This is a genomic window from Bradyrhizobium sp. S3.3.6, assembly GCF_040546905.1.
Lineage (GTDB): Bacteria > Pseudomonadota > Alphaproteobacteria > Rhizobiales > Xanthobacteraceae > Bradyrhizobium > Bradyrhizobium cytisi.
The window spans coordinates 129,031-145,898 of the sequence record NZ_JBEPOT010000001.1 but is presented as its reverse complement, the minus strand read 5'-3'; the positions used below and the strand labels follow the sequence as shown (position 1 = coordinate 145,898).

The 16,868-nt window shown below is 61.4% G+C and carries 14 protein-coding genes and 1 pseudogene; 7 read left to right on the top strand and 8 right to left on the bottom strand.

Features of this window, described 5'->3' with window-relative positions; translation table 11 throughout:
* Window positions 1-9: 9 nt before the first annotated feature.
* From ABID59_RS00665 to ABID59_RS00640, 6 genes and pseudogenes are all read left to right on the top strand, one after another.
* Window positions 10-402, top strand: a complete 393-nt coding sequence (locus ABID59_RS00665; RefSeq protein ID WP_354082112.1) for a protocatechuate 3,4-dioxygenase — start codon at window positions 10-12, stop codon at window positions 400-402.
* Window positions 395-1,246: a class III extradiol dioxygenase family protein gene (locus ABID59_RS00660; protein WP_354082111.1), complete on the top strand. Its 852-nt coding sequence runs from the start codon at window positions 395-397 to the stop codon at window positions 1,244-1,246. Before ABID59_RS00665 ends, ABID59_RS00660 begins: the two co-directional genes overlap by 8 nt.
* Window positions 1,247-1,537: 291 nt before the next feature.
* Window positions 1,538-1,993 carry a nuclear transport factor 2 family protein gene (locus tag ABID59_RS00655; RefSeq protein ID WP_354082110.1) on the top strand — a complete coding sequence of 152 codons (456 nt, stop codon included), beginning with the start codon at window positions 1,538-1,540 and terminating at the stop codon, window positions 1,991-1,993.
* Window positions 1,994-2,034: 41 nt separating this feature from the next.
* Window positions 2,035-3,639 (top strand): annotated as a pseudogene (mdlC, locus tag ABID59_RS00650) (benzoylformate decarboxylase); the annotation flags it as partial.
* A 57-nt stretch (window positions 3,640-3,696) separates the two neighbouring features.
* On the top strand, window positions 3,697-5,148 hold the full coding sequence (locus tag ABID59_RS00645) for an aldehyde dehydrogenase (RefSeq protein WP_354082566.1): 1,452 nt from the start codon (window positions 3,697-3,699) through the stop codon (window positions 5,146-5,148).
* A 138-nt stretch (window positions 5,149-5,286) separates the two neighbouring features.
* Complete coding sequence (locus tag ABID59_RS00640) at window positions 5,287-6,672, top strand: MFS transporter (protein WP_354082109.1); 1,386 nt, start codon at window positions 5,287-5,289, stop codon at window positions 6,670-6,672.
* On the opposite strand, the gene ABID59_RS00635 is transcribed toward ABID59_RS00640, so the two are convergent.
* The 8 genes from ABID59_RS00635 to ABID59_RS00600 form a co-directional block, all read right to left on the bottom strand.
* Window positions 6,652-7,167, bottom strand: coding sequence for a DUF4238 domain-containing protein (locus ABID59_RS00635; RefSeq protein WP_354082108.1), 516 nt, complete (start codon window positions 7,165-7,167; stop codon window positions 6,652-6,654). The two genes, ABID59_RS00640 and ABID59_RS00635, sit on opposite strands and share 21 nt — an antisense overlap.
* 354 nt (window positions 7,168-7,521) lie before the next feature.
* A complete protein-coding gene (locus ABID59_RS00630) occupies window positions 7,522-7,911 on the bottom strand; it encodes a site-specific integrase (RefSeq protein ID WP_354082107.1) in 390 nt (129 codons plus the stop codon).
* Window positions 7,912-8,386: 475 nt separating this feature from the next.
* Window positions 8,387-9,502 carry a TQO small subunit DoxD gene (locus ABID59_RS00625; RefSeq protein WP_354082106.1) on the bottom strand — a complete coding sequence of 372 codons (1,116 nt, stop codon included), beginning with the start codon at window positions 9,500-9,502 and terminating at the stop codon, window positions 8,387-8,389.
* 18 nt (window positions 9,503-9,520) lie between these two features.
* On the bottom strand, window positions 9,521-10,258 hold the full coding sequence (locus tag ABID59_RS00620; protein WP_354082105.1) for a substrate-binding domain-containing protein: 738 nt from the start codon (window positions 10,256-10,258) through the stop codon (window positions 9,521-9,523).
* Window positions 10,259-10,508: 250 nt separating this feature from the next.
* Window positions 10,509-10,976 carry a hypothetical protein gene (locus tag ABID59_RS00615; protein ID WP_354082104.1) on the bottom strand — a complete coding sequence of 156 codons (468 nt, stop codon included), beginning with the start codon at window positions 10,974-10,976 and terminating at the stop codon, window positions 10,509-10,511.
* A 9-nt stretch (window positions 10,977-10,985) separates the two neighbouring features.
* Window positions 10,986-11,291 (bottom strand): hypothetical protein, encoded by a 306-nt coding sequence (locus tag ABID59_RS00610; protein WP_354082103.1) that lies wholly within the window; start codon window positions 11,289-11,291, stop codon window positions 10,986-10,988.
* A 318-nt stretch (window positions 11,292-11,609) separates the two neighbouring features.
* Window positions 11,610-14,723, bottom strand: coding sequence for an efflux RND transporter permease subunit (locus ABID59_RS00605; RefSeq protein WP_354082102.1), 3,114 nt, complete (start codon window positions 14,721-14,723; stop codon window positions 11,610-11,612).
* Entirely contained in the window at window positions 14,720-15,904 is a 1,185-nt protein-coding gene (locus ABID59_RS00600) for an efflux RND transporter periplasmic adaptor subunit (protein WP_354082101.1), read from the bottom strand. Before ABID59_RS00600 ends, ABID59_RS00605 begins: the two co-directional genes overlap by 4 nt.
* A gap of 60 nt (window positions 15,905-15,964) precedes the next feature.
* Between ABID59_RS00600 and ABID59_RS00595 the strand changes: the two genes are divergently transcribed.
* The gene (locus ABID59_RS00595) at window positions 15,965-16,744 is read left to right on the top strand and encodes a hypothetical protein (RefSeq protein ID WP_354082100.1); all 780 of its coding nucleotides are present in this window, start codon (window positions 15,965-15,967) and stop codon (window positions 16,742-16,744) included.
* The last annotated feature ends 124 nt before the right edge of the window (window positions 16,745-16,868 follow it).

Here is a 16,868-nt window from a genome sequence, read left to right as displayed (position 1 = left end):
GAGACGATCATGGCTGACGACGTATCGGCAAGAATAGAGCACGACAAGGCGACGGCGCGCTCGTTGCAGGGTACCTATCTCTTCGACGGCGAACGGGCTCGCAAGAACTTTGCGCTCAACAAGATGTGCATGTCGCTGACGAGCCCTGAGAACCGCGCTGCCTTCGCGGCTAACGAGCAGGCCTACTGCCGCAAGTTCGCGCTGGATGACGAGACCACGAGATTGGTCATGTCGCGAGACTGGATCGGCATGGTTCGCTCCGGCGGCAACATCTATTACGTCTACAAATTGGCCGCCATCGACCACGTTTCGATGCAGCATGTCGGCGCGCAGCAAAACGCGATGACGCTGGAGCAATTTCGCGCAAAGCTCAATTCGCACAAGGAACTCGACAATGGCTGAGATCATCGGAGCGGTGACCACCTCCCATGTGCCCTCGATCGGCATCGCCATGGATCAGGGGCTGACCCAGGACGCCTATTGGAAATCGCTGTTCGATGGATATCTTCCGGCCAAGGAATTCGTGAGGAAGCTCGCGCCCGACGTGACGATCGTCGTCTACAACGATCATGGCCTCGAAATATTCCTCGACCGCGTCCCCACTTTCGGCGTCGGCGCGGCCGCGGAATATCGCTCGGGCGATGAAGGTTGGGGACCGCGCCCAATTCCGCCGTTCGAGGGCGATCCCGAATTTTCGTGGCACCTGATCGAGCATCTGGTCGCGCAGGAATTCGACGTCACGATGTATCAGGAGATGGGCGTCGACCACGGCTTCTCCGTGCCGATGAGTATCGCCTTCGGAGGGCCAGCAGGCGAAATCGAGGCCTGGCCGACCAAGGTCATACCCGTCATGGTCAACACCATTCAGTTTCCGCTGCCGCAGCCAGCCCGCTGCTTCAAGCTCGGTCAGGCGATACGAAAGGCCGTTGACGCCTATCCCAAGGATACGCGCGTGCTGATCTTAGGGACGGGCGGCATGTCGCATCAGCTCCAGGGTGAACGCGCGGGCTTCATGAAGCCGCCTTTTGACCGCATGTTCCTCAAGAACTTGGTGGACGACCCGATCGCCCTGACGAACATCCCGCTGGGAGAGTACATGAGAGAGGCGGGCCACGAGGGCGCAGAGCTGATCATGTGGCTCGTGGCACGCGGCGCATTAAACGCGAAGGTGAGGGAAGCGTACCAGCATTATCACGTCTCCGCTTCGCTGACGGCCGCGGGGCTCGGCTGCTACGTCAACGCCTAATGGCGCCAATGGATTACGTCGCGCCCCTGTTGGGCCCGATCCTTGCGGCAGTCACGAAAGCAAATGGAGACTATTGCGATATCCGTTCGATTGTTGGCCTGCCGACCGATGCGCGGCGTGAGCATCAATAAGATGGACATGACAAAGCTTCGGGTATTCAGCGCTTCGTATGTTCAGGAAGTTGCCCACCTGGAGTGCTCTGCAACGTTCTTCTTTAAACCGCTGTGATGCGTGTTGGGCGGCAAAAAGTGCAGCAAAGCAGAAGACGACTTTGAAAGAAGGAAACCGAAAATGAATCGCGTCGTCACCACCGTAGTCGTCGCTCTCGTTTTGGCTGGCAGTGGTTCGTTGGCCATTGCGCAAGAATCGGCCGCGGAAACGCAGAACAAGCAGATCGTTCTGGATTTTTACGAAAAGGTGCTCAATGGCAAAAATGTGGAGGCCATAACCTCCTATTTGGGCTCGCGTTACACTCAGCATAATCCGGGGGCTGCCGATGGCGTCGAAGGCTTTCGCAAGTTCATCGAGTTTCTCCGAAAAAGCTATCCTCAGGCACATTCAGAACCAAGGCACGTATTCGCGGATGGAGATTACGTGATCGTCCATTCGCATGCGATTCGAGATCCGGGGACACGGGGATCGGCTATTGTCGATATCTTTCGACTGGAGGATCGGAAAATCGTGGAGCACTGGGACATTATTCAGCCAGTTCCTGAAACGGCAGCGAACGGCAATGGAATGTTTTGAAGGACAGCGAATGAAGCCGATTTGAAAGCCGGGTTGCGCCTATGCAGGAAGCCATACGCTCTGCGACCGACAGACCACACTCCGAGGCGACGCGCCCTACCGTCAGGGGCGCCGTCTGCGACCTGATGCGCCGGTTCGGCATGACCACGGTGTTCGGAAATCCGGGGTCGACGGAATTGCCGCTGTTCCGGAATTTTCCGGACGACTTCCGCTATGTTCTGGGCCTGCAGGAAGCCGTCGTGGTTGGAATGGCCGATGGCTACGCGCAGGCAACGCGCAACGCCGCATTCGTCAACCTGCATTCGGCAGCCGGCGTCGGCAACGCGATGGGAAACATCTTCACCGCGTTCAAGAACCGCACGCCGATGGTCATCACAGCCGGGCAGCAGGCGCGGTCGATGCTGGCCTTCGATCCGTTTCTCGCCTCGCGCGAGGCAACGGAGCTTCCGAAGCCGTATGTGAAATGGAGCGTCGAACCTGCGCGTGCTGAGGATGTGCCGCATGCGATTGCACGCGCTTACTATCTTGCAATGATGCCGCCGCGCGGGCCCGTGCTGGTTTCGGTTCCAGTCGACGACTGGGATCGCCCGGCGGAATATCTGCCGGTCCGCCTCGTCAGTCAGCAGACCAGGCCCGATCCGATCGTGCTTGATCAGATTGCGCAGGCCCTTGATGGCGCAACGAGCCCGGTGTTCGTCGTCGGCGGTGCGGTTGACCGGGACTCGGCGTTCTCTGAAGTGGTCCGTCTGGCGGAAGCGCATAACGCGCGGGTCGTCGTGGCCCCGATGTCAGGCCGGTGCAGCTTTCCGGAGGACCATCGCCTGTTCGCCGGATTCCTGCCGGCCATGCGGGAGAAGATCGTCGGTCTGCTCAAAGGTGCCGATCTCGTATTCGCGATCGGCGCGCCGGCGTTCACTTATCACGTCGAGGGCTTCGGCGCACACGTGCCTGCCGGTGCCACGCTCGTCCAGTTGACCGACGATCCCCAAACCGCCGCCTGGACGCCGCTGGGCATGGCCGCCGTCGGCAGCATACGGCTCGGGCTCATCGATCTGCTGGCACGGGCGAAGCCGCCTGCGCGTATTGCGCCGCCTCCGCGTGCGGCCGCACCGCGGGCGCGGCCGACGGCACCGCTATCCACGGCTTATCTCTTGCAATCGCTCGCCGAGAGGCGGCCGGTCGACAGCATCATCGTCGAGGAAGCGCCCACCAGCCGGCCGGTGATGCACGCCCATTTGCCCATCCTTCGCAGCGAGGGCTTCTACACGATGGACAGCGGCGGCCTCGGCTACGGCATGCCGGCGGCTGTCGGCGTGGCCTTGGGAAAGCGGGGCACGCGAGTGATCGGAGTGATTGGCGACGGCTCGAGTCTTTATTCGAACCAGGCCGTCTGGAGCGCGGCTCAACTCTCGCTTCCGATCACGTTCGTCATCGTGAACAATGGCCGCTACGCTGCGCTGCAGGACTTTGCTTCGGTTTTCGGATTTGGATCGCAGGAGCCTGTTCAGGGCACCGACCTGCCCGGTCTCGATTTCGTGGCGATCGCAAAGGGAATGGGCTGTCCCGCAGTCCGTGTCCGCGATGCCGAGACGCTGCACGACGCGCTGGACAAGGCCTTCGCGTCAGATGGACCGATGCTGATCGACGTTCAGGTCGACGACTGCCCTGCGTCCAAACAAATCGATAAAAACGGGGAGAAAACCATGAATGCGATTTCCATGCTGATCGACGGACAGCCGCGGCCGGCTGCGGCCGGCGCAACCTTCGAACGGAAGAACCCGCTCGATTCGACCGTTGCAACGCGGGCTCCGGCAGCAACGCCGGCCGACGCCGTCGCGGCGGTGCGTGCTGCAGCGCGCGCCTTTCCGTCCTGGTCCACCACGGGACCCTCCGAGCGGCGCGCGCTTCTGACCAAGGCGGCGCATTGCCTTGAAGCCAAGGCCGATGCCTTTGCGGCGGCGATCGCCGCCGAAACCGGAGGGTCGGCGCTGTGGAGCGGGTTCAATGTCCATCTTGCCGCCGGCATGCTGATCGAGGCAGCCGCCATGACGACGCAGATCGGCGGCGAAATCATTCCGTCCAACGTACCGGGAAGTTTGGCGATGGGCGTGCGCCAGCCGGCCGGCGTCGTCCTCGGCATGGCGCCTTGGAACGCACCGGTCATTCTTGGCGTGCGCGCACTCGCATTGCCGCTGGCCTGCGGCAACACGGCGGTCCTGAAGGGATCGGAGCTTTGCCCGGCGACGCACGGTCTGATCGTCGAGGCGTTCCGGGAGGCGGGCTTTCCTGCCGGCGTCGTCAACTATGTCACCAACGCCCCGACGGATGCCGCCTCGATCGTGGCGGCGATGATTGCCGAGCCATCGGTTCGCCGCGTCAATTTCACCGGCTCGACCCGCGTCGGCAAGATTATTGCTGGGGTCTGCGCCAAATACTTAAAGCCCGCCGTGCTCGAGCTCGGCGGCAAGGCGCCGCTCCTGGTCCTCGACGACGCCGATCTCGATGCTGCGGTCAACGCCGCCGCCTTCGGCGCGTTTGCCAATTCCGGGCAGATCTGCATGTCCACGGAACGGATCATCGTGGACGAGAGCATTGCCGATGACTTTGTCCAGCGGTTGGCCGACAAGGCCAGTCAGCTGCCCCTGGGCGATCCGCGGAGGGGCCCGGTGGTGCTGGGCTCCGTTGTCGACATGGCGACGGTCGATCGCTGCAATGAGCTGATCGACGATGCGCTCGCCAAGGGAGCGAGGCTGTTGTGCGGCGGCAAGGCGGAGTCGACGCTGATGCCGGCCACTCTGCTCGATCAGGTGACCGCGGACATGCGGATCTACAGCGAGGAATCCTTCGGTCCGGTCAAGCCGATCGTCCGCGTCAAGGGCGAGGAAGCGGCGATCGCCTGCGCGAACGACAATGCTTATGGCCTGTCGTCGGCCGTCTTCACCGGGGACTCCGCAAGAGGGTTGCGGGTCGCTGCGAAAATCGAGTCCGGCATCTGCCATATCAACGGGCCCACCGTCCATGACGAGGCCCAGATGCCTTTCGGTGGCGTCAAGGAGAGCGGCTTCGGGCGATTCGGCGGCAAAGCCGGCATCGCCGAGTTCACCGAGCTTCGCTGGGTCACTATGCAGACGACTCCGCGTCACTATCCGTTCTGACAGCGACGTCGGCGACGAAGCGTGCCGACGTGCTCAAGGCCGATCTCGGCACGCTGCATCGCGTCCCCGGCGCCATCCGGGGCAGCATGCGGATGGCGGCGCACGATGCAAATTCCTCGTTCAAGAGAAGCCCAGATCATGAATCTCTCCGCTCCACGCACGTCCGCTGCAATCGATGTCGGCGAGTTGCTCGATGAGGGGCCGTTCACGGGGTTCCAGAAGGTCGTGGTCCTGCTGGCCGCGCTGTCGATCGTGATGGACGGCTTCGACGGTCAGCTCATCGGATTTGCGATTCCCGTGATCATGAAGGAATGGGGCGTCACCCGCGGGGCCTTCGCGCCGGTGGTCGCAGCCGGCCTGGTCGGCATGGCGGTTGGCAGTGCTTGTGCGGGGCTGTTTGCGGATCGGTTCGGGCGCCGCTGGGCGGTGATCGGCAGCGTGCTGGTGTTCGGCACGGCGACCTCTGCGATCGGTCTTGCGCCGGATCTCTTGACGATCGCCTGCCTTCGCTTCATCGCCGGGCTTGGCATCGGCGGCGCCCTGCCGACGTCGACCACGACGACCGCGGAGTTCACGCCGCTGCGCCGCCGCACATTGGCGGTGACGGCAACCATCGTCTGCGTGCCGCTGGGCGGGATGCTCGCGGGACTGTTCGCCAGCGCCGTGCTGCCCTCGCAGGGTTGGCGCGCGCTTTTCTTCATCGGTGGGGCGCTGCCGCTTGCCCTGAGCTTCCTGCTCCTGGTCGGGCTGCCCGAATCCCCGCGCTTCCTGGTCCGTCGCCCGGCGCGCTGGCCGGAATTGTCGCGCTTGCTCGCGCGCATGTCGCGGGCGAGCCCGGCGAATGCCGTGTTCAGCGACAGGACCGAGCAGAATGCCGAGCAGCGCAGGGGTGTGACGGCGTTGTTTGAGACTGGACTCGCACACGACACCATCGCGATCTGGTGCGCGTTCTTCATGTGCCTGCTTGCGGTGTATAGCGCCTTCAGCTGGCTGCCCACGATGCTCGCTTCTGAGGGCCTCGACGTGGCAGTCGCAGCCTCCGGGCTGACCGCCTATAACATGGGTGGCGTGTTCGGCGCGCTGTTCTGTGCAGTGGCTATTGCACGCTTCGGATCTCGTTGGCCGCTGCTGGCATGCTGCGCCGGCGGCGCCGTCAGCGCTCTTTTCCTCCAGCAATTCGGCGCCAGGGACCATACGTCACTGTTCATCGCCGGATTGGGTGTGCACGGGTTGTTCGTCAATGCGGCGCAGGCGACGATGTTCGCGCTGTGTGCATACGTCTACCCAACCGCCGTGCGTGCGACGGGAACAGCGGCTTCCCTCGCATTTGGACGATTTGGTGCGATCCTGAGCGCGTTCGCGGGAGCTGCCGTGATCACCTCGGGGGGCGCGTCGGCCTATTTGATGATGCTTGGCGGGGGAATGGTCCTGGTATTCGTCGCGCTTGCGGCCGTCAGGCGCCACATTCCACCGCTTGCCAAGCCTCAAGCGGTCGCGGTTGTCCTACCAGCAAGCGAGCCTTAGCGAAGGTGATAGGCAATCTGCTTCTGACAGATCAACCCCGAACCGATTTCTGATGTCCTGAATAGATTGACGATCGTCTTTGCACTCCAAGATGCTCGCAAAGGCTGCCGCCAGTTCTTTCATGCGTTGATGACCACGCCTCATCACCCACGGGAGACGACATCCCGATACCGCAATCGCTTCGCATAATTTCTCTTTCAGCAGAGGCGACAACGTTGACGAGACGTCGTCAACCGCAGCCATCACGGTCGCCGCTTCGCCCTCGTAGACTGACAGAGCATCCTCCAACTTGTCGGCCGGGCGCCACCAACCGTCGAACAGCGTATACGTCCAGTCGCTAGTCATAACATCGCCGGCCGCGACCTGGAATGCTCGGGCCTCGCCGCGCCTTCGACCTAAAATACGCCCGTTGGATCCGGCAAATCGCTTTATCCAGAACCGCGGCACGAAATGCTGATTGTCCTTGGAAAACCTGGGCGCCGGACTTGCATTCATTTGGCCTCACCGAGGGATGTTGGCAAAACTCGCAGATCCAGTCTGCGGTAAGGTTCAACTATTGCGCGACGTTGCGCTCCGAACCAGGGACTCCACCGCCCAATGTCTTAGAATGTTGCAAATTTCGCAGCATGGCGCACCCGACAAGATTCGAACGTGTGACCTTTGCCGTCGGAGGGCAAGCCCCAACCAACCCCGCTGTCCAGCGCCGACGGAATTGAAGGGCTGGGCCAGTGGTCACGATAATTCTCTCGTCGCCAATGGTGTCCCAATGTCCTCGAACAGCCGTTGCAGCGCGCTGCCGTACCGGCGCCGTCAGACGAATGAATTCGAACAAGACCGCAGGATGATCCCTTACGCGCGTTTTCCCATCGGCACCACGTTTCCATGACTCCGCGGCACCAGGGACACGACTGCCGCCCTTGCGAGGTCTTCCAATGCGGTCGCAATGTATTTCGCGTAGTGCCGCTCGATCATTTTGACTGAGGTGTTGTGCAGTTTGGCGACCTGTTGGATGGGCAAGCCCTTTCGGAGACCGCGCACGATGCTCGAGTGCCGCAGAGCATAGGGAATCACCTCCGGCATACCGGCGCGCTCGCGAATGGCCTTCCAGGGACGTGCAAGTTCGCCTCTTTTCCACGAACCGCGTTCAGACTTCTTCCACGCGATACCCCCCGGCTCCTGTTCATGGATCCATCGCTCGAAAAGAGGTGCATCGCTTGGCCGGCCGGTGATTGCGGGCAAAAAGCACCTCAATCACATCGTCGCCCACTGGGATCGGGTCAGAGCCGCCATTGCCGCCGCGCCCCTTGTAGGAGCCCGGCACCATCAAACGTCGTGCAGAAACCTGTACGTCGCCCACGCGCATTCGCCTGACCTGGGCATACCGCGCGCCGGTCGCGGCCAGACATACGACGACCCGAGATGCAGCGGTAGAGCAAGTTTTTTCTAGATTCTCTCCTCCGCCAGTGCCAGTTGATTCTAATAATATTCTTGAGCTGTTTTGCCCCCCGGATCGGCCCCGAAAGATGCGCTATTTGCTATGTTTCTTTATCTTCACGCTATGAGATGCAGCGCGCGGATCGATTGTTGCAGGTCGATCCGACGCGCGTCGTAAGATAGGATATCCGGGCGAGCAAAACGGACTCCCGAGGAACGTATCAACCTGGAGCTGAAATCGTCGTTCGGACGAGGAGAGTAGCCTGCTGAATCACTGGAATTAATCCGTGACTGCCCCGTCGAGCCTCGCCGAGAAGGTTCGTCCATCGACGTCCGTGAGCCGGAGCGATCTCGCCCGAACAGCGGCGGCAGAGGCAGGCGGGGGCAGTGTTACCGACGCGGCCGCTCCCATCGGTGCCCGGATCCCAAAGGGACCAGGCGCGAACTTGTTGTAGGCGTAATCGTTGGCGAAAGCGGCGTTTGGCAGGGCCGAAAGGGCGGCGTCGTCGTAATGCGCGACTGGCTGATTGCTTGCGTCGAGCAGATCGGCCGCAACGACATGCACAGGCGCTTCCGGCGTGCCGGCATCGAGATAGACGTGAAAGCGAACGGAGCCATCAGGCAAAAATCTGGCATCGCTAACGGTGAGATGATGTTTCGTCGGGCTGACCGGCCCGCCATGGAATGGCGTCACCACCGAGCCGCGATAGTGGCTGTATGTACCGATGTTGAACACCAGGACAAAACCAAGCACGGCGAGTGCGAGTTTGCGGAACGCGATGTCCTTGATCGGCAACGGCAGGCTTCCGGCCGTCCACCGAAACCAGCGTTTCCCTGCGAGCGCGGGATCGCGTCGGATCAGGACGTTGTCGATGGAGTAAGCGCCGCTGCCGCCTAGCAGCAGGGTTGCGCCCATCGCGAGATTGCAGGCGGCCATGGTCCATTCGTCGATGCAGGTCGCGCCCTGCCAACCGAACATTGCCATCAGCAGCACCGAAAACCCTATCGACACCAAAGCAGCCGCGCGGGTCATAAGTCCCGCCATCAGCATCGCGCCGACGATCAGTTCGGCGGCACTGAACAGGATCACGCCGGTATAGAGCAGCCAGAAGTGATGCAGCATGAAGCTGATCAGATGATCGGTCCCGAACAGCGCCCCGAGCATTGCGGTCTGAAACTTATTTGCCATCCAGGTGGGCGCGTCCGGGTTGAGCTTCGAGGGCGCGTAGATGAAACGCCGGGATCCGCCGCCCCAGTAGATGAAGCCCTGGATGACGCGGATTGACATCATGGCGAGCGACGCCGTTCGCCATGAGCGCTGCGCGTCGGTCAGGCCCGCGTCCGTGTCAACCGGACGCGCGATGGTGGAGGCAGATGTGAGGGACAGAGTGACCATGAGTGCATCTCCTTTCGATCAGCCCGCCGATGTAATGCCAGTGAACGGCTTGAATCCGTATCGCTCGAAGATCGAGATCGCCGCGGGCGAGCGGATGAACGAAAGCCAAAGCTGCGTCGCCTCCGGGTGCGGCGCGTTCCGCACTTCGGCGCCGGCATAGATCGCCGTTGTGTTTTGCGCCGGGGGAATGTCGACATGGGTGATCGGATTGCCAGCCTGCTCCTGGAAGGCCGCTTCCGATTGCCAGGTCACGCCCGCCTGCGCGCGCCCCTGCATCAGGAGGAGCGGCGTCTGCCGATGATGGATCTGGGTCAGAACTGTGCCGCCGTCGGCGACCTTGGTCTTGTATACGGTCGTCGCCAATGCGTCGCCGCCCGTCTTCTTCAATGAGGCTTCGATCTGGCGGCCGATACCTTCAAATTCAGGATTTGGCATCACGACAAGAAGGTCGGGCCGCGCCAGATCGGAGAGAGTCTTGACACCACCGGGATTGCCGGACGGCACCATAATCGCGAGGGAATTGGTTACGTAGGGAATGGCCGGGCCTGTCAACAGGCCCCTGTCGACGAGACTTTGGACCTTCTTGAGCCCCGCAAGATAGGCGTCCGGTTTCGCCATCCAGGTCATGTTGCCGGAGGTAACGGTCCCGCCGGCCTCGATCTGCTTTTCGAGGACGCCGGGCGGAAGAGTTTCCCAATAGATCCTGCCTTTGAACGCGGGATGCTGTTGCTCAAACGCCGCCACCAGCGGCGCCATGGCGAAGAAGTAATTGCCGCCGACATATAGCACGAGCTTTGGGTCGGATACGTCGCCATGGAAATCAGCGAGATCGTCCACCTGTAACCGTAAACGAAAGCCCGCGTTGCGCGGCGTCGTTGTTCTCCCCGTGTTGCCAGGGAGGAAAGATGGAGTCGCGCTGGACCCGCTCGGTGGCCTGAGCGGCGAGCGGCAGAAGCAGGGCGGTGGCAAGTGCGGTGGCGAGGGCTGCTTTGCGCATTTGATCTGCTCACGTGGCGTAGTGGAAGCCGGCCTGCTGCAGTTCCGGAATGGTCGCAACTATTCCGGGGGTCAGCACCACGCCATCGACGAGATGGTTGGTCAGCTCGGCGGTCACCGCCTCGTGCGAGGCATGATCCGGATTCTTGCCGGATGCGATCAGCTTTGCCGTGACTTCCCAGATCGCGTTATGGCAAGCCAGGAAGACGACGCCGCGCTCCTGCAGCGCAGGGATGGTGTCGCCAACGGGCCCGAACACGCTATTGGGATCCTCGCTCCGCGCGAAAGCACTCGGGGCGGGCTTCGGCATCGCCAGCGTGTTCGTCTTGAAGCGGTCGCCGGTCAGCGTCGCGAGTTCATACTTCTCCCACATCACTTGGTCGAACAATGCCAGGTGCGCCGTACCATGCGTGGCGGAGACGGCCAGAAAGTCCTTGTGTCCGAAGGAAAAGATCTGCGCATTGATCGAGTTACGCATCAAGTTGAGTCACGGACCCGCGAGATTGGTGTTGTCCCACACCTGCTTGTGCGTGCCGCGATAGGCGGTGATCTCCTTGAGCGCGTCGTTGTCCCAGAAATCGGATTGCTGGAGAATCATCGGCACCGTCTTGAAATCACGTCGGCGCGGCGCGCGGCGCAGCCGGCTCATCAAATCGCCGAGCTCTTGGGCGCCGGGCGGGATGGTCTGCGCGGTCGTGGCGGCATGCGAGGGACCGGCTGCAAGCGCAGCGGTTCCGACTGCCAACGCGCCTAAGCTGACAAGGGCGGTGCGCCGTGGGCTATCGAGCGTCATTCAGTATCTCCTAAATTGGCCTGCTGGTGAACCGATCGACGTTGCTCGAAAGGTCCCCCTTGCTGCTAATGAGGTAGGAGCGTCACGATGGCACACCAACGCAATTGTCAGATCGATCCGATCACGAAATCTGATGACTACGATACGATTGAGCGGCTGATGACTAGCTTCCACTGGCTGGAAGACGCTGTGTGTGAGCCAGTTGCTGAGCACTGGCCTCGCGGTGGCCCGTGGTGATGCCCGACTGCTCGCTATCGGCGACCAGCCTTCGCGACAGTCAACCGTTCACCGCGATTCCAGGATAGGCGTTGCCCTCGCTCATTCGGCAGGCGCCGGATGGACGTCGCGTGATATCGCTTGATGTCGTCGCGCACCGAATAGCCAATTCTGCAGCCGATCGAGGTAAAGGTAGACGACAGGCGTTGTGTAGAGCGTGAGGATCTGCGACAGAGCCAGCCCACCGACGATCGCGTAACCCAACGGTTGACGGATCTCCGATCCAACGCCGGTGCCGACCATCATCGGCACGGCGCCAAGGAGCGCTGCCATTGTCGTCATCAGGATTGGCCGGAAGCGCTTGATACAGGCCTGGTAGATCGCTTCCTCCGGCGTCAGACCTTCGGCTTGTTCGGCCTGGATGGCGAAATCGACCAGCATGATGCCGTTCTTCTTGACGATGCCGATGAGCAAAACGATCCCGACCACTGCGATCACGCTCAGGTCGAAATGCGCGGCCATCAGGAGCAGCAGTGCGCCAACGCCTGCGGAAGGGAGTGTCGAGATGATGGTGATCGGGTGAATGAGGCTTTCGTAGAGCACCCCGAGGATGAGATAGATCACGAACAACGACGCCGCGATCAAAACCGGCGTGCTTTTCAGTGAGGCGCCGAAGGCCTGCGCATTACCCTGGAAGCTCGTCTGCAGCGACAGCGGCGGATGCAGTTCCTTTTCGATGGACTGAATACCGGCGACCGCCTCGCCGATTGCGGCTCCGGGCGCCAGATTGAACGAGATCGTCACGGACGGGAACTGCCCCTGGTGATTGACGACAAGGGGCGCGACCTTCACGACGGAATCGACCAGCGTCGATAACGGCACCTGCTGGCCGCTTGATGACTTGATGTAGATGCCATTGAGCGCTTCAGGCCCGTACTGGAACTTCGGATTGACCTCGAGAACGACGTGGTATTGCTGCAGCGTCGTGTACATGGTCGAGACGATGCGCTGGCCAAACGCATCATCGAGCGTGTTGTCGATCGTGTAGGGCAGGATGCCATAGGACGAGGCGACCTCGCGCTTGATCGTGATGTCGAGCAGCGGCCCCGCATTGAGCTGGTCAGTCGTCACGTCCGCGACCGTGGGTAGCGCCTTGATCTTGTCGAGGAACATGCCTGCCCAGTGGTTGAGCTCGCCCGGATCAGCATCGTTCATGGTGTACTGGAACTGGGTCTTGTTCAGCCGCGCGCCGACCGTGATGTCCTGCGCGGGCTGCATGTAAAGGGTGATACCCTGGATCTTGGCGAGGTTAGTTCGCAATCGTCCTATCACTTTGTCGATCGGGTCGCGCTGGTTGGCCGGCTTGAGCTGGATGAACACGCGGCCGTCGTTGACGGTGGAGGTACCTCCGCCAGCGCCGACGGCCGAGCCAATCGATGCCACGGCGGGGTCACGCATAACCCCATCGAGCATTGCTTGCTGGCGCTCGGCCATCGCCTGGAACGAGATATCCTGGGCAGCTTCCGATTGACCCAGGATCAGGCCGGTATCCTGCTGAGGGAAGAAGCCCTTGGGAATGATGACGTACAGATACCCGGTCACCATGATGGTGCCGATCATCACCATCATGGTGACGAAGCGATGCCGCAGCACGACCTTCAAACCTGCCTCATAGGCGTTGAGCAGCAGATCGAATCCGCGCTCGGACCAGCGATAAAGGGGGCCGTGCTCATGGCTCTCGGGTTTGAGCAGGTAGGCGCACATCATTGGCGTGAGCGTTCTGGATATCACCAGGGAAAGGACCAGCGCCACACTCACGGTGATTGCAAACTCGCGGAACAGCAGGCCGACGTAGCCGCTCATCAGGAAGAGCGGAATGAAGACGGCGATCAGAGAGAACGTGATTGCCATGACGGTGAAGCCGATCTCGCCGGATCCCTTCATTGCGGCGTCGTACGGGGACAAGCCTTCCTCGATGTGCCGCGTGATGTTCTCGATCTCGACGACGGCGTCGTCGACGACGAATCCGACGGCGATTGAAAGCGCCATCAACGACAGATTGTCGAGGCTATAGCCCATTTCATAGAGGACCGCGAAGGTGCCGATGAGCGAGAGTGGCACGGTGACGGCTGGAATGATGGTTGCCCAGAAACTGCGAAGAAAGATGAAGATTACCATCACGACGAGAGCAACGGTCAGCAGCAACGTGAACTGGACGTCCGCAACCGAAGCCCGGATTGTCTGGGTGCGGTCCGAAATGACGTTGATCTTGATGTCGGCAGGAATCGACGCCTGCAGCGTCGGCATCATCGCCTTGATGCGCTGCACCGTCTCGATGACATTGGCTCCGGGCTGACGCTGTACGGCAAGAATGATGGCGCGGTGGTTGTCGTACCAGCCCGCGATCAGATCGTTCTCGCCCGCGCTGATCGCGCGTCCGATGTCTCGAATGCGGACCGGCGATCCGTTGCGATAAGCAATGACCAGATCCGCGTATTGCTCCGGGTGAAACAGCTGGTCATTGGTGTTGAGCGTGTAGGTCTGTCGCGGGCTGTTCAGCGTACCCTTGGCCAGGTCCACATTTGCTTGGCCAAGGACGGTTCTTACATCCTCCAGATTGATTCCGCGCGCAGCCAGAGCCTGTGGATCGACCTGTACGCGCACCGCGGCCTTCTGCTGGCCGCCGATCCCGACAAGACCCACGCCCTGGATCTGCGAGATCTTCTGCAGCAGGATGTTCTCGGCATACGCGTCGATCGTGGTGAGCGGCAGGCTGTCCGAGGTAAGCCCAAGCACAAGGATCGGCGTGTCGGCCGGGTTGACCTTCCGGATCGTCGGCGGATAGGGCAGGCCAGTCGGCAGATACGGGCTTGCCGCGTTGATGGCCGAAAGCGTATCGCTGACGGCGCCGTCAATCTGGCGGTTCAAGTCGAATTGTAGCGTGACCTGGGTGTAGCCGAGCGCGCTCGCCGACGTCATCTGCGTCAGGCCGGGTATTTCCCCGAACTGGAGTTCGAGCGGCGAGGCGACCGACGAAGCCATCGTCTGCGGGTCCGCGCCAGGCAGCTGGGCGGTGACCGTCAGTGTCGGATAGTTCACGTTCGGCAGTGCGGCCACCGGCAGCAACGGATAGGCGATCAGTCCGGCAGCCAGCAATCCGACCATCAGTAGTGCGGTCGCGATCGGTCGCCGAATGAAGGGCGCGGAGATGTTCATGGGATCGGTGCCTGTAATGCGTCTTGAGCGACGGCTTCATCTGCGGCCTTGCCGTGCAAGGGGACGACATGCGTTCCCGGCCGCAGCTTATATTGCCCGTCGACCACGACCTGCTCATTGGCTTTCAGACCGGAATCAATCAGCGCCTGGCCGTCACTGACCTGGGCAACCTTGATCTGGCGGAGAGAGACCGTGCCGTCCGAATTGACGACATAGGCATATGGTCCGTTCGGTCCTTGCTGGACGACAGAGGCGGGAACGGTCAGGCCGTTGTGTCGCGTATTGAGCAGCAACCGTGCATTGACGAGTTCGCCCGGCCACAGGCCGTTCTTCTTATTGGCGAAGTTCGCCTTGAGCTGGATCGAGCCGGTCGTCTGCAGAATCTCGTTGTTGACGAGCCCGAGCTGTCCCTCGCCCAGGCGGATCGTGTTGTCCTGATTGTAGGCGAGAACAGATAACGGTGCCTTCGTCTCCCGCTGCTGTTGCTGGATCTGCGGAAGAACGGTCTCGGGCAGGGTAAAGATCAGCGAAATCGGGTCCAGCTGTGTCACAACGCAGAGGCCGTTGGTATTTGACGGGCTGATGATGTTGCCAACATCAATCTGGCGAATACCCACCACGCCCTCTATTGGAGATGTAAGTCGCGTAAAACTCAGCTGCACGTTTGCAGCGTCGATCAGCGCCTGGTCCGCCTTGATCGCCGCCTGCAGCTGGCTGACCTGCGCATTCTGCGTCTCAATCAATTGAGGCGTGGCCCAGCCCTTGTCGCCGAGCTGGTTATAGCGGGCCTGATTCGCTCGCGCATTTGCGAGCTGCGCCCGATCGCGTTCGAGATTGGCGGCATATTGATCGATCAGCGCCTGATAGGGCCGTGGATCGATCTGTGCGAGCAGATCACCAGCGTGGACCTGCTGCCCTTCGGTAAAGTTGATGCTGGTGATCTGACCTTGGATTTGGGCCCGTACGATATCCGTATTGTAAGCAATCACCGTACCGACGCCAGTCAGATAGATCGGAACGTCATGCTGGGTTACGGACCCGGCAACGATTGGAACAGCGGGCGCCGGAGCCGGTGCAGCCGCGGCCTCCTCCATGGGGTGGAAATGCGTAAGGTGCAGCAGGCCGGCACTCGCGGCGACTGCAGCCAACACCGCGACAGAAATGACGATCTTCTTTTTCATAGAGGGTTGCTCCGGAGGGCAGAAGTTCAGCAGCCGCCTGCTAAGCCTGTGGATGTCGACGTGCCGAGGGATGAGCATCCAGGTGTGACAACCGAAGCGGATGCCGCAGGCGGCGTCACGATCGGCATAGCCGGTAGGATCGGCGCCAGGCTGCCTGTCACCAGCGGGACTGCCGGCGTGGGAAGCAGCGCCGCAGAACTGACACCGAGATTGCCGATCTCTGTTGAACCGAAGGGGAGTCCGGTCTTAGAACTGCCGCCGGCCGTTGTCGGCACGGTCGAAGTCGGGCCGGAGGATGCGGCGATGCTGCTCGAGCCGGAGCCGCACATGCCCGACATGCCGGCAGTATCGAGCGCGCCCGAGATAGGGCTCTGCATCGTTGTCATCGACATTGGCGAGGTCGTTCCTATTCCGGACGACGTCGATGCCGCTGTGCTCCCAACTTCGCCCGTTGCTGGAGTTGACCCAGCCATCGCCATTCCGCCGCCATCATATGTCGACGTCGAGCCGTACATTCCGCTTGGCGAAGACCCAAGGGTGGAGCATGCAGTCCCGGTCGTAGGTGTGGCGATGCTACCATTGACAATAGGGGCGGGGCTGAGGCCGGCTGAAGGCAGCTCGGTTGCGCCAAGGCCAATCCCTTCAGGCGAGATCGCTGCCCCTGCGGTGTTGCCCAGAGGGGAGGTCATTCCCACCGTAGGCGTCGGAAGGGCCATTCCGGTCACCTGTGCAATTGCGCCGCCATCCGCGAAGAAGGCAAGACAAGCAAGGACAAAGCAGTATCTCACGGGTATCCCCCATTGCAGACGAAGCGGATACACTGAATTTGTTCATGGCTAGGCGCATGACCTTGCGATTTTGCACGATGATCACGTGAACTTCCTTGCGACGAGCACGCTCCCTATGACTAAAAGGAAGGACCCGCCGAAGCGGGTCCAACTTCCTTCGGGATACCGAGTGGCTC

Bases quoted from the DNA above. Each gene is read 5' to 3' on its own strand.
- ABID59_RS00610 (WP_354082103.1), bottom strand. From the start codon at position 11,291: ATGACGCTCGATAGCCCACGGCGCACCGCCCTTGTCAGCTTAGGCGCG.
- ABID59_RS00640 (WP_354082109.1), top strand. From the start codon at position 5,287: ATGAATCTCTCCGCTCCACGCACGTCCGCTGCAATCGATGTCGGCGAG.
- ABID59_RS00645 (WP_354082566.1), top strand. From the start codon at position 3,697: ATGAATGCGATTTCCATGCTGATCGACGGACAGCCGCGGCCGGCTGCG.
- ABID59_RS00660 (WP_354082111.1), top strand. From the start codon at position 395: ATGGCTGAGATCATCGGAGCGGTGACCACCTCCCATGTGCCCTCGATC.
- ABID59_RS00615 (WP_354082104.1), bottom strand. From the start codon at position 10,976: ATGCGTAACTCGATCAATGCGCAGATCTTTTCCTTCGGACACAAGGAC.
- ABID59_RS00620 (WP_354082105.1), bottom strand. From the start codon at position 10,258: ATGGCGCCGCTGGTGGCGGCGTTTGAGCAACAGCATCCCGCGTTCAAA.
- ABID59_RS00625 (WP_354082106.1), bottom strand. From the start codon at position 9,502: ATGGTCACTCTGTCCCTCACATCTGCCTCCACCATCGCGCGTCCGGTT.
- ABID59_RS00655 (WP_354082110.1), top strand. From the start codon at position 1,538: ATGAATCGCGTCGTCACCACCGTAGTCGTCGCTCTCGTTTTGGCTGGC.
- ABID59_RS00665 (WP_354082112.1), top strand. From the start codon at position 10: ATGGCTGACGACGTATCGGCAAGAATAGAGCACGACAAGGCGACGGCG.
- ABID59_RS00605 (WP_354082102.1), bottom strand. From the start codon at position 14,723: ATGAACATCTCCGCGCCCTTCATTCGGCGACCGATCGCGACCGCACTA.
- ABID59_RS00600 (WP_354082101.1), bottom strand. From the start codon at position 15,904: ATGAAAAAGAAGATCGTCATTTCTGTCGCGGTGTTGGCTGCAGTCGCC.
- ABID59_RS00635 (WP_354082108.1), bottom strand. From the start codon at position 7,167: ATGAATGCAAGTCCGGCGCCCAGGTTTTCCAAGGACAATCAGCATTTC.